Here is a 12,387-nt window from a genome sequence, read left to right as displayed (position 1 = left end):
AATGCTACGTTTTGTTTGAAGTACTCTAAGACTTTTATAAAAGGTGCAGCAGAGAATTACCTCACTGCCGCACACCTTAAATAGTTATTTTATTTTGTTATAGTTAATTTTGTTGCTTGTACCTTTTTCCCGAATACTCGACAACATCTTTAATAACAAGTTTTTGTATTGCTGAAACCAATTTTTCCATAAGCTTAAAATCGATTTGATTATCTCTAATTGGAACTTGAATGTACTTGTTTTGAACAATGTTCCAACCGCCAAGTTTGTTTTTATATGAATATATCGCCAAGTCAGTTATTTTATTGATACATGAAACAAAGAATAAATACTGCTGTGGCGTAATATTGGTATTGGAAGATTTCCATTTTATTGCATAGGCATCTGATAAAACCGTAAATTCTCTAGATTGGAAATATGCTCGGTAAACATCACTGTTGGAAGGAATTGAGATTACATTCTTTAAAATTGTAGCTCCATCTTTTGGTACAAAATAGTTTAATCCTTGATTATTGAAACTTGAGGTTAAACACGGCAATAAAAATTGCCCCTTTGATTCTTTCGGTAAATTTTTTGCTTTATATGGTAATTTTTTTGTTTTAACTCTATCGAATAATTCTCCGATTCTATATGTATCCCATTGGATTTTATCAAAATCCAGTAAAGCCTGTTCTTCTTCGAGGGACAGGTGCGTATCTTTTAGTCCTGTGACTGAAAGATACGCCTCAAGTTCAGCGACACGCTGAGCCTCAAGTTCAGCGACAAAGCTTTCCATAAATTCGAAATCAATTTGACCGTCTTTAGTTGGTAGTTGAATTTTAGTTTTACGCATTGCGGCACGATTGTATTTGTTTCCGTAATCATACTGATTTGATGTAGAAACTCGGCAAGCGGAAATTATCGTCGATGCAATCTCTTTATTAAACGGTTTGAATTTTGGTGTTAAATTCTGTATATGAGAGTATCCTATAAAATCATCCGCTTGATAAAACATTGTATCTGCACCTAACGTTGTATCGGAACAGGTTATTGTATTTCCTTTATTATTAGCTTCTAGATTTGAAAATCCCATAACACCGTTATTGGCAGATGAGTTTGATACCATTGGAACAGTTCCGTTTTTTGATAAAATTTCTTCATTTGACAAGTGATACCATTTAGTTGGTTGTATTTCAAATAAATCTCCTAATTTATATTCGCCCCACTTAACACTTTGGAGTTTTTCGTCAAGTGAGGCATCTATTTTTTTAAGCGTTCGTCCTCCGTATTTTGATTTTTTAATAGAGTTGACACTTCCCAGGCAAGATAGTCACTAACGGTCTTTTTAAAATCATCAAGCGTAGGCTTGGTATCAATCGGTGCGGTTTGATTCCAATCTGCACCGTTTTCTGGGTCGATATGTCCCTCATAATACTCTTTTTCGGTTAATATATTTAATTTGTGCTTACCAAATCGAACCAAATCCACAACCTCCTGATAGCGTTCCTTTGCTCTGTCGGTATCACGAAGATTTATGCTTGCTTTTTTACGGTTTGATCTTGTATAGCCATCATTGGAAAAATCAATAAATTTAACTATATCATCTTTTTGGTGTGCTTCCCCGACTTTAAATACATACACATTTGTCTGTACGCTTGATTTGCCTATAAATATATCTATAGGCATTTTAATGCTCGCAATAAGTGTGCTGTGCTTTAGGATTGTTTTGTTGTATTCTGTCGCTTTACCCGAACCCGCTGAATTTTGAATAATAATAGCGGCATATCCTTTTTGCATCATAGACAAGGCTTTTTCAACAAAGTTCATACCATTGCCGTTTGCGGAATACGGGGGATTAAGAACAAACGCATCGGCGGGGAATTTTTTAGCTGTATCACCAAAGCCATATTTACCGTTAAAATCGGTTAATGAATTCTTATTTAAAATATTAGAGCTGCCGTCACCCATTAAAATCATATTTAGAATAGCGAGCATATATACACTTGGCAACAATTCTATACCAAGCAGCTGATATGCTTTTATTTCCGCCTGCTTCTTCAGGATTTTATCAGGAGATGTTTCAGTGTTCTTTAGGTCTATGAGCATTTCATTCATTGCCGCAACCAAAAGACCGGCTGATCCTGTTGCAAAATCCCATACGAACGAATCTTTATTTACTCGTGCCAATTTAACAAGCAATGTGGCAACATACGAAGGAGTAAGCACAACATCATTGAGCTTATCTTGTGAAAATCCCAGCCAGCTATACATTTCATTAAATAATTTCCCTGTAAAATCCGTTGTCAGTCCTATTTTATAATAGATTCCTAAATCATCAATGATTTTAACAAAAACTCTTTTTAACTGACTTTCTCCGTTTTCGGGCTTATTGATATTATCATTAGATAGAGTATTTTGCAGAGTTCTGACAATTAATTTCTGCTTTTCTTTCGGTAAATTCTTTTTACTCAAAAAAGCTTTGATTTTTCTGATGATAATATCTCCGTCTTTATTTCCTTCCTCTAAAGAGGATTTTAAATCACTTTTTTCAAGGGGCGCAACCTCGTTAGGGATACCGAGAGTAGCAATTATAGACGCGGCAACAAGATATACTCTGTCATTTTCACCAAGACCTTTTTCATTTTGAAATATATCATTATTCAGCTTTACAAGGCTTGCGTTGATTTCCTGTTCTCGTTTTTCCTTTAATTTATCTAATTCTTCTTGAGTTAGCTGTAATGCTTTTACTTTTTCAATAAAGGCATCAAAATTATTGGCTCTTAAAAACGATAAATCAGTATAATCATCTACTTTTTGTCCTATACCGAAATTAGCTTTTGAAACATAGTACACTCCAATAGAATGATGTAATTTACCGCTTTCATCTTTGTGTCCCGTAACACCGATTGCGATAATATCAGTATAGCTTGTATGATGAAGTACTGCATTTGCATAATGCACAGCACCGTTAACCGCGTAATAATTTATATTTTTGAATATAGGTTCTCCCTTAGTATTTTTATTTTCAACTTGACCTTCTGAATTTAACTTTACGAGCTTATCTTTATAGCCTTTATATTCAATCAAAATGGGATAATAATGATTATATTTATCTTTAAGTAATACTTTAGCATCAGGTCTGTTACCACCAATACCACCATTTTTAGAAAAATAATCATCAAGTGCTTTGTCTATTTCTGGATTTAAGGATTCTTGTTCTAATTTGTAATTAAGTTCATATGATTTTAACCAACCATTTACTAAATCAGCTATATTAGGTTCAACTGACTGTACAGATTTTTTATTTGCCATTAGTATTACTCCTATTTTCTTTCTGAATTTTTAAGTGCTCATTAGCTGCTTTATTAAATAAGTCAGCTATATTATATATATTATCATGTTAAATAATAGAAGCCAACTGCTTTTACTTTTTTGAGTTCTATTCTGAATTGCTCATGTAGTGTGCAGTTTGTTCTATTTTCTTTTTTCCCAACAATGCCTCAAAATGGTATTATTTAATCGTGATATTATGATATTATTATACAGTGTAAAAGTCAAGATATTCCGCTAATCGTTCGCCTTTCAAACAATCTATCAAGTGTAAAAAATGGTGTAATCCTCATCATTAAGGGTTACACCATTTTTTTATAAAGACTTCCATACTCATTGAAAATTACTTTCGACTGTTTTTTTATATTATGGCTAAATAATATTTACTTACATTTTTTTAAAAGATTTTCCCATCTTTTATCTACTTCTTTTTGGAACTGAACGATTAAATCTTCATTTCCTTTTTTAAACAGATGTTTAAACCTTCCCTGTGGCTTTAAGAAATCTTCAATCGGAAGTTTTCTTTTAGGCTCATAATTTAATATCCATTCTCCGTTAATCACTTCAAATAAAGGCCAGTAGCATGTTTCAACCGCAAGGTTACATATTTCTATTATATCAGGAGTATCGTATCTCCATCCTCTCGGGCAGGGAGACATTACATTCAAGAATGAAGCTCCTTTTGTGTAAATTGCTTTTTCAGCTTTTATATGTAGATCTTTAAAGTTTTGTACGAATGTAGTTTGTGCAACATAAGGAGCATTGTGTGCTACCATGATTTCTGTAAGGTCTTTTCTGTTTTGAAGTTTCCCGTTGCTTTTTTTGCCTACAGGGGTAGTAGTAGTATCCGCATACATAGGAGTAGCGGAAGAACGCTGAATTCCTGTATTCATGTATGCTCCGTTATCATAACATACATATGTAAAATCGTGATTACGCTCCACTGCACCGGATAATGACTGAAATCCTATGTCATATGTACCGCCGTCTCCTCCGAATGCAATAAATTTAAACTCGGTATCATCTTTTAGTTTACCTTTTCTTCTAAGAGCATTGTATGCTCCTTCAACACCGCTTATCGTTGAACCGGCGTTCTCAAAGGCATTATGTATATAACTGTCTTCCCATGAAGTGTAAGGATACATATATGTTGAAACTTCCATACAGCTTGTGGCATTTACGATCACTGCTTTATCTTCCGCTTTAAGTCCTCTTAAAACATTTCTTGCAGCTATCGTTCCTCCGCATCCCGCACACATTCTGTGCCCCGGTGCCAAACGTTCAGGTCTATTCATTATTTCTTTAAAATTATAACTCATCTCGCACCTCTACTCTCTTACACCCATAAATCTGTAAGTTTCAAAGTCTTCATCAGATTTATCTATTTCTTCAAGTGTTTCAAATACTTTTCTCATATCATCTACCGTTACATCTCTTCCTCCGAGACCGTAAACGTAATTTATTGCTTTTGAACTATTATTTGCTTTATATAAACTTGACATTACTTCCGCACCTAAAGGTCCGCCTTGAGTATTGAAGCTTTCTGCTCTATCCATGATAGCTACAGATTTTACCTTTTCAAGTGCCTTTGCGATTTCTTCTCCCGGGAAAGGTCTGAATACTCTTATTTTTAATAGTCCCACTTTCTTTCCTTCTTGTCTCATTTCGTCAATCGTATCTTTTGTGGTTCCTGCCGCAGAACCTATTATAACTACAGCGTAATCCGCATCTTCAAGTTTATATTCTTCAAATAAGCCATATTTTCTGCCTGATAGTTTTTCAAATTTCTTTGCTACTTCCAGAATGGCTTGTTTTGCATTCTTCATTGCATGAGCCTGTGCTACTTTTGCTTCCATATAATAGTCTGTTACGGAATAAGGACCTACCGCCAAAGGTTTTTTAGCATTAAGAAGATAATTTTCAGGTTCATATTCTCCCACAAATTTTTTAACTTTTTCATCTTCTAGTAATTCAATATTTTCAACTGCATGAGATGTGATAAAGCCGTCCTGACATACCATTATAGGCAGTAATACATCTTTGTTTTCAGCAATAGGGTAGGCTTGTATCATATTGTCATATGCTTCCTGATTATTTTCAGAGTATATCTGTATCCATCCTGAGTCTCTTGCTCCCATACTGTCCGAATGGTCGCAGTTGATATTGATAGGACCTGATAAGGCTCTGTTTACAAGGGCAAGTAAAATAGGAAGTCTGTCAGACGCCGCAACGTATAACTCTTCCCACATAAAAGCAAGTCCGCATGATGACGTTGCTGTAACACTTCTTGCTCCCGCAGCTTCTGCACCTATAGCCGCACTCATGGAAGAGTGTTCGCTTTCTACAGGAATAAACTCACTGTTTACTTTTCCGTCGGCTACAAAAGAAGCAAAATACTGCGGTATTTCTGTTGATGGTGTAATAGGAAAAGCGGGGAAAACATCGGGATCGATTTGTCTGAGTGCATATGCTGCCGCTTCATTTCCTGATAATCTATCTTTTTTTGCCATTATTTTACTCCTTTCATTTTTATTGCGCCGAACGGGCAAATTTTCACACAGATACCGCATCCTTTACAATGATTGGTATCTACTTTTACTCTTTCATTTTTTGTTACCGGAATCGCACTGTCCGGACAAGCCTGTGAACATAGAAGACACTGTCTGCATTCCTCTTCTATGACTGTAGGTTTTTCACTTGACCATTCTCCGGTGTTAAAAAGCTTTGAAGTTCCGCCTTTATTGATTGTCATACCGGTAGTAAGTTCATGCCAGGCAGGTTTTCCGCTGAGTTTCTTTATATCTGACATATTATTTTACCTCCTTCAAAGCCATTTTTAATGCTTTCATATTTCCGTTTACCACTTCCGGCTTACTCGAAAATTTATGTTCAAATGATGATTTCATTTCACTTAAAAATAGTTTTTCATCCATAATATTAGATACTTTTACGATAGCAGCTAACATAGGTGAGTTTGGGAAGTATTTTCCAAGGCACGCTATTGAAACTTTTTTAGCATCTATCGTGTAAATATCTCCTTTATAATCATTTAAAAGATGTTTTATATCTTCTTTTTCTTTTGTTGTATTTACGACTATAGCTCCGTCTTCCTTAAGTCCTTTTGTTACATCAACACTGGATAGTAAGCTTTCATCCACTACTACCACGTACTGCGGTGTGTATATATTTGAATGTACTCTTACCGGTTTATCACTAATACGATTATAAGCCGTTATAGGAGCTCCCATACGCTCCGGACCGTATTCCGGAAAACCCTGTACATATTTACCTGTTTGAAAAGCGACATCGGCGAGTAACAAAGCTGCTGTTTTGGCACCCTGACCGCCTCTGCCGTGCCATCTGATTTCTACACAGTCATTCATATTCTTTCTCCTTTTTATATCCAATTTTAAGTATACCAAAAAATTATATCAGAATCTTCTGAATATTGCAAACTATTATAAAGAAAATAGTAAAATAATTTAGAATATTGTTGAAATTTAATATTTTATTATTATTTTAATGTTAATCAATTCGACAAATTATACGAAAATTCTAAATTTCATTGTGCTATTATAATTCTAGATTTTCAAAGTAAACTAAATAACAGAAAGTCATTATGGATAAAATTAAATTAATTGAGCACATATTTATTGAATTAATACATATTAATTAATGATAGACTTGTAAAAGTTACGCAGTTATCCATAACATACAAACCAGGAGGAAAACATTATGGAAGTATTAAAAGTATCATCAGGTTCAAACCCCAATTCAGTTGCTGGGGCATTAGCAGGTGTGATTAGAGAAAGTGATCAGGCAGAAGTTCAGGCAATAGGTGCAGGAGCATTAAATCAAGCTATAAAAGCTATAGCTATAGCAAGAGGATATGTTGCACCGGGAGGTCATGACCTTGTTTGTATCCCGGCTTTTACGGAAGTTGAAATAAACGGAAGTGACAGGACGGGAATTAAGTTAATAGTTAAAAGCAGATAATTACACCGCTTAGGCGGTGTTTTTTTATTACTCACTATTCGTTAGAATAGGTAAGTTTTACTTTAGTAAAACTTATGCAATCGTTAGATTGCTGAGTAATATGAGCGAATTTTAGAATAAAATTTGCGAATAAATGTAATATATATAATTTTAATTATAAATTTTACGAAACAATATGAAAGAGTTTTTATAAAAATTCTTGAATTAGAAGTAAGTTATGTACAGATAAACTTTGGAAATAGAAGCGAAAAAACAAGATAAAATTTTCAAAGAAAATGTATGAATAGAAGTAATATATAATTTGAATTATAATCTAATAAATAATATGAGAGAATTTGTTATAAAAAATTCTCGTATGAAAAGTACCAATATGAAGTAGTCTAAAATAAAAGCTAAGAAATATAAGCAAATTTTTGAAGGAATTTCTTTACAGACTTTTAATTATAAAAGTACAAAGTGATATTAAAGAATAAAAAAGATTAGAAAATAAACTTATAAATAGATATATTATAATATGAACAAATTTTTTACATTTTTGATTTAGATTAAGTAATTTATATTGGGTAAGATATTAGCAAAAAGATTAAATTTTAAATAATATTGGATATTATCACGTTACTATTAATTAAGGAGATAATATAAGAAATGTTTTAAGAGAATTATTAAGTAAAAAACTTTGAGGTGATATTAAAATTATGAAGTATTTTAGTAATGAATGCTGGAAATAAAAGAAATTTTAATTAATATGATATACAATAAATTAAAAAATTCTGATATCAAACTAGAATGGTAAAATCAAGAATTATTTATTAATGTAAAATATTATAAAGTTTAAAAAAATAAGACAATAACGTGAAAAATGATTATGTAAAAATAAAATTCAAAATATTTTATATATCTCATTATTTATATTATAATAATATTAATAAATGATTTAACAGGAACATGCTAATGAAACAAGAAAAAACTAAAACATTAAGTTTAAGCGGCAATATGCTTAAATTGATCGCCATGATAACGATGATAATAGACCATATCGGAGCGGTTATTTTAGAGCCCGGAGTAATGCAGTATCAAAATGAAGCGGTGAATAATGTTATTATGTCTACTTCATGGGGAAATACAATGAATACTATAACATTTATAACAAGGATGATTGGAAGGATTTCTTTTCCCATATTTTGTTTTTTGATTGTAGAAGGGTTTTTACATACAAATAATATAAAAAAGTATTTATTTAGGATTGGTTTATTTGCATTTATTTCACAAGTACCTTTTTCCATGGCTTTATTTAATACATATTTTGATTTATCTTATTTAAATGTATTATTTACATTTTTTATAGGAATTGTAATGCTTATATTTCTTAAAAAATTTGAGAAGAATTATTTGATGCAGGGACTTATAGTTTTTTTAGGCGGTGCTTTGGCATATCTTTTTAAGACCGATTATGATTTTATAGGTATACTCTTCATTGCAACATTTTATCTTTTCAGAGGCGAAAATAATAAAACTCTTATGATGCTTATTCTAACTATACTTTGTATATATGAATCCAAAGTATTTTTCTATACTGCTGTTTTATCTTTGATACCTATATATTTTTATAACGGTAAAAGGGGAAAGCTGAATTTAAAATATGTATTTTACTGGTTTTATCCGGTTCATTTATTAATATTTACATTGTTTAGGATATTTATATGTAATATACCGATATATTAAAAAAGACATCTAATTGATGTCTTTTATTTTTCTTCTTCAATTTTGATTGGTCTATATGCTTCTTTGCAGTTATGCATTTGGATTGCTTCCATGATTTCTTTTATACCTATTTCAATGTTATCCATCATTTCTCTGTCAACGTTGTAATTTAAGAATAAATCTTCCATATACTGTGCAATATATATACTGCTTTGTGCTATTTCTATAAATTTATTAAAGTTTTTACTGTTTGTTGCATTTTTGAATTTATCAATATCTTTCTTTATAAATTCAACTATCTGCTGAACGTTTGAATATTTCTCTTCACTTAACGGATATGGTTTTATCCTTTGAAGATAAAATTTATCTTGATTTGTTATTGTGAATATATAAGACACTACGCAGTCTTCGCTTATATCAAATTCCACAAGGTGCATTTGACTGTTGAACTGGCTTACTTTACCGCCCAGCTGTCTTAGGTTTAAATCTATTATATCGCCGCTTACTGAATTTCTGTTCATTTTTTATTCTCCTTTTAAATTTATGCAAATCTTATTAATAAGTATCCGGTACATATTATTATAGAAACTATCATCATCGGAAATCCCACTTTGAAATAATCTTTAAAAGTTATCGGATATCCGTTTTTATTGCTTATGCTTGAAAGGACTACGTTAGCAGACGCACCTATAAGTGTTCCGTTACCTCCGAGACATGCTCCGAGAGAAAGTGCCCACCAAAGTGGCATTACATCTATCCCGCCTGCTTGCTGCATAGTGATAATCAATGGGATTAATGTTGCTACAAATGGGATATTATCAAGGAATGAAGATATTATCGCAGACGCCCAAAGTATTATTATCATGGTTAGGACCATATTTCCGTTCGTTGCATTTATCAGCATATTTGCAAGTTTTTCTATGATTCCCGTTTCTTCTAATCCTCCGACTACTATAAACAGTCCGATAAAAAACAGTATTGTAGACCATTCGACGCTTATAATAACTTCCTCTGCGTCCTGACCACCGAATAGAAGCATTATTATTGCAGCTGTTAATGCAATTGTGCATGATTCCATACCAAGCTGAGAATGGAATACAAAGGCTACTACGACGAGTATTATCATTATAATACTTTTTACCATTAAAGATTTATCTTTTATAGCTTTGTTTTCGTCCATTTTCATTATATTATTTATTGCACTGTCTTCGACCTTCATATGCTTTTTATATAAAATGAGGAAATATCCTATTGCGGCTATAAGAGTTATAACTGCAGGTACACCTGTGTTTAAAATAAAATCCGTGAAACTTAGGTTTGCGGCACTTCCTATCATTATATTAGGAGGGTCACCTACGAGTGTTGCGGTACCGCCGATATTGGAAGCCATGATTTGAGTTATCAAAAATGGTACAGGACTTATATCCAGTATTCTTGTTATAGCTATAGTCATAGGTCCTACAAGTAGTACGGTAGTTACGTTATCGAGGAATGCAGAAAGGACTGCTGTGATGATTATGAATATTATCATAATATTGACCGGTTTACCTTTTGCTATCTTTGCGGATTTTATCGCTATGTATTCAAATATCCCCGAGTTCTTAACTACTGCTACGAATAACATCATCCCGACAAGCACTCCGATAGTATTCATATCCACATATGATATACTTTTTTCTATAGTTAAAATGTGAGTTACTATAAGCAGTATAGCTCCTGCAATGGCTGCTACGGTACGATGTACTCTTTCTGTCATGATTGCAGTCATTGTGATAAGAAATATAATTACTGAGATAATTTGTGTTGTAGTCATTCTTATACACCCCTTTAATGAAAAAATATTAATGAAAAATATTGTATTTAAACAAATATTTCACAATTATATATTAATTAAAGAGGTAAATCAATAATTTTGTTTTGCTTCATATATCTCCACTATGCCATAATTTCCACCATTTATGATAAAATTCTGCACACTTGTAGTAAACTTTTCTTCGCTCTCATCGTCTCCCATTGTACTCAGGGATATACTAGTTGTATTTAGATTGACCCCATGAGAAATCTCTTTGCTATCAAAAGTTCCTTCCTCTATGATAACGGTTCCGCTTCCATCAAACATTCCCTGTGTCAGACTCAGCTGACTTTCCCATTTTGTCCTGTCAAAGACATCATTTTCTAAGGTAACCACCGCTCCTTCTTTGACCTCTTTGATATGCAGTTTTCCACTGACAGCAAACAGTCCACGAACATATTGTTTACCAGAATAATCAGTCTGTGTCGACTGACCACTGATCGCCACATTGCCGTCAATATAGAGATTGGCTGTTCCGTTGATCACAAATGGATTGACTCCTAATGTAGACCTGGCGTAACCACAACCCCAAACATAGTTTGCATCATCGTTGTTGATTGAGAATCCATCTGCTAAGATGATATTGACTTCTACGCCTTCCGGAACTGTGATCTGCGTATCGATATAGGACTCATTGATATAATTGCTGCCCTCTAAAAGATAAGTTCCCGGTGTATCTAATACAATGTTGATCTGCATACTACCCCAAACCTCTTCCGGTGTCTGTTCGCTGATATTGATCTTCGTCACATTCTCTTTGCTGATGCTGAGTGTCTCTGCCGCCTGTACCACGGATACATTTCCTGTTCCGGTTAAATAAGACGCTAATCCGGCAACTGCCGGACATGGATTTACTGCCATCCCTGCTGTTAAGGTAGTTGCTAACAGAAGTCCTGCCTTTGCCTTTCTGCGCTGATTTTTCATTCTTTTTTCGTAACTGTGTCTGGTTGGTTTATACATATGTTCCTCCTTGTGATTTCATTTCGTCACTTTTGTCTGAAACCATTTATGCCTTTATGTGTGTTTGTATTTTTGTGTGTTCATACTGCATCGACTCTCGCACCTATGACTGTGAAAGGAACCTAGTTGTTCTAAATGCTCTGTCAGTGATCAGGAATTTTCGGGCAGGACGCCCGAAAAAAATGCAGTTGAGCCATGGATGGCGAATCTGCATCGGTTCCGTCCACAGAAAAGAACATACCAGAGCATATAGAACAACTTCGTTCCTTTCAGGGAATGGGTGAGGGAGTCGATGCAGTATGATCTACGCTAAACACAAATTTCTGCACAAAGGCATGAAATGGTTTCAAGACAAAATCATACCTATATTATGGGAATCCTGAATGTAGGTATGATTTTGTATATCAAAATTTTGATTTCCAATTTTCATCTTAATTGCCTCTGTCCTTTCTGCTTCTTCCTAACCGCGGATCTCGCGGTTTCGCTTCTCCGGCTTCCAGTTGCACTGGCTCTGCGCTTCACAGACAAAACAATTCCGTGAAGCTTTGTCCGCTCTGTAAAGAAGCGCT

The 12,387-nt window shown here is 33.6% G+C and carries 11 protein-coding genes; 2 read left to right on the top strand and 9 right to left on the bottom strand.

Annotated elements, in window-relative coordinates:
• Positions 1-103: 103 nt before the first annotated feature.
• The 6 genes from Q0516_RS04730 to Q0516_RS04705 all read right to left on the bottom strand — a co-directional run bounded on the left by Q0516_RS04730 (position 104) and on the right by Q0516_RS04705 (position 6,692).
• Positions 104-1,243, bottom strand: a complete 1,140-nt coding sequence (locus Q0516_RS04730) for a restriction endonuclease subunit S (RefSeq protein ID WP_294464930.1) — start codon at positions 1,241-1,243, stop codon at positions 104-106.
• The gene (locus tag Q0516_RS04725) at positions 1,240-3,291 is read right to left on the bottom strand and encodes an N-6 DNA methylase (protein WP_294463700.1); all 2,052 of its coding nucleotides are present in this window, start codon (positions 3,289-3,291) and stop codon (positions 1,240-1,242) included. The genes Q0516_RS04730 and Q0516_RS04725 overlap by 4 nt, the downstream gene beginning before the upstream one ends.
• 401 nt (positions 3,292-3,692) lie before the next feature.
• Positions 3,693-4,628 carry a thiamine pyrophosphate-dependent enzyme gene (locus Q0516_RS04720; RefSeq protein WP_294463697.1) on the bottom strand — a complete coding sequence of 312 codons (936 nt, stop codon included), beginning with the start codon at positions 4,626-4,628 and terminating at the stop codon, positions 3,693-3,695.
• A 9-nt stretch (positions 4,629-4,637) separates the two neighbouring features.
• Complete coding sequence (gene porA, locus Q0516_RS04715; RefSeq protein ID WP_294463695.1) at positions 4,638-5,819, bottom strand: pyruvate ferredoxin oxidoreductase; 1,182 nt, start codon at positions 5,817-5,819, stop codon at positions 4,638-4,640.
• Positions 5,819-6,118, bottom strand: coding sequence for a 4Fe-4S binding protein (locus Q0516_RS04710; protein WP_007049801.1), 300 nt, complete (start codon positions 6,116-6,118; stop codon positions 5,819-5,821). Before Q0516_RS04710 ends, porA begins: the two co-directional genes overlap by 1 nt.
• Position 6,119: 1 nt before the next feature.
• Positions 6,120-6,692 (bottom strand): 2-oxoacid:acceptor oxidoreductase family protein, encoded by a 573-nt coding sequence (locus Q0516_RS04705; protein WP_294463691.1) that lies wholly within the window; start codon positions 6,690-6,692, stop codon positions 6,120-6,122.
• A gap of 352 nt (positions 6,693-7,044) precedes the next feature.
• Here Q0516_RS04705 and Q0516_RS04700 point away from each other — a divergent pair, with 352 nt between their 5' ends.
• Both Q0516_RS04700 and Q0516_RS04695 read left to right on the top strand, forming a co-directional pair.
• On the top strand, positions 7,045-7,305 hold the full coding sequence (locus Q0516_RS04700) for a stage V sporulation protein S (RefSeq protein WP_007049799.1): 261 nt from the start codon (positions 7,045-7,047) through the stop codon (positions 7,303-7,305).
• Between the two features lie 951 nt (positions 7,306-8,256).
• Positions 8,257-9,027: a TraX family protein gene (locus Q0516_RS04695; RefSeq protein WP_294463681.1), complete on the top strand. Its 771-nt coding sequence runs from the start codon at positions 8,257-8,259 to the stop codon at positions 9,025-9,027.
• 23 nt (positions 9,028-9,050) lie between these two features.
• Here the strand turns inward: Q0516_RS04695 and Q0516_RS04690 are convergent, their stop codons facing one another.
• The 3 genes from Q0516_RS04690 to Q0516_RS04680 form a co-directional block, all read right to left on the bottom strand.
• Positions 9,051-9,527: a hypothetical protein gene (locus Q0516_RS04690; protein WP_294463680.1), complete on the bottom strand. Its 477-nt coding sequence runs from the start codon at positions 9,525-9,527 to the stop codon at positions 9,051-9,053.
• Between the two features lie 20 nt (positions 9,528-9,547).
• Positions 9,548-10,819, bottom strand: coding sequence for an ArsB/NhaD family transporter (locus Q0516_RS04685; protein ID WP_294463679.1), 1,272 nt, complete (start codon positions 10,817-10,819; stop codon positions 9,548-9,550).
• A gap of 90 nt (positions 10,820-10,909) precedes the next feature.
• The gene (locus tag Q0516_RS04680) at positions 10,910-11,818 is read right to left on the bottom strand and encodes a hypothetical protein (protein ID WP_294463677.1); all 909 of its coding nucleotides are present in this window, start codon (positions 11,816-11,818) and stop codon (positions 10,910-10,912) included.
• Between the last annotated feature and the right edge of the window lie 569 nt (positions 11,819-12,387).

Origin of the sequence: uncultured Anaerofustis sp. (assembly GCF_938029165.1) — a bacterium.
Taxonomy (GTDB): domain Bacteria; phylum Bacillota; class Clostridia; order Eubacteriales; family Anaerofustaceae; genus Anaerofustis.
Note: the sequence above shows the minus strand (reverse complement) of the source record. Positions and strands in the feature narration are given on the sequence as shown.

Bases quoted from the DNA above. Each gene is read 5' to 3' on its own strand.
- Q0516_RS04685 (WP_294463679.1), bottom strand. From the start codon at position 10,819: ATGACTACAACACAAATTATCTCAGTAATTATATTTCTTATCACAATG.
- Q0516_RS04680 (WP_294463677.1), bottom strand. From the start codon at position 11,818: ATGTATAAACCAACCAGACACAGTTACGAAAAAAGAATGAAAAATCAG.
- Q0516_RS04700 (WP_007049799.1), top strand. From the start codon at position 7,045: ATGGAAGTATTAAAAGTATCATCAGGTTCAAACCCCAATTCAGTTGCT.
- Q0516_RS04720 (WP_294463697.1), bottom strand. From the start codon at position 4,628: ATGAGTTATAATTTTAAAGAAATAATGAATAGACCTGAACGTTTGGCA.
- porA (WP_294463695.1), bottom strand. From the start codon at position 5,819: ATGGCAAAAAAAGATAGATTATCAGGAAATGAAGCGGCAGCATATGCA.
- Q0516_RS04710 (WP_007049801.1), bottom strand. From the start codon at position 6,118: ATGTCAGATATAAAGAAACTCAGCGGAAAACCTGCCTGGCATGAACTT.
- Q0516_RS04725 (WP_294463700.1), bottom strand. From the start codon at position 3,291: ATGGCAAATAAAAAATCTGTACAGTCAGTTGAACCTAATATAGCTGAT.
- Q0516_RS04690 (WP_294463680.1), bottom strand. From the start codon at position 9,527: ATGAACAGAAATTCAGTAAGCGGCGATATAATAGATTTAAACCTAAGA.
- Q0516_RS04705 (WP_294463691.1), bottom strand. From the start codon at position 6,692: ATGAATGACTGTGTAGAAATCAGATGGCACGGCAGAGGCGGTCAGGGT.
- Q0516_RS04695 (WP_294463681.1), top strand. From the start codon at position 8,257: ATGAAACAAGAAAAAACTAAAACATTAAGTTTAAGCGGCAATATGCTT.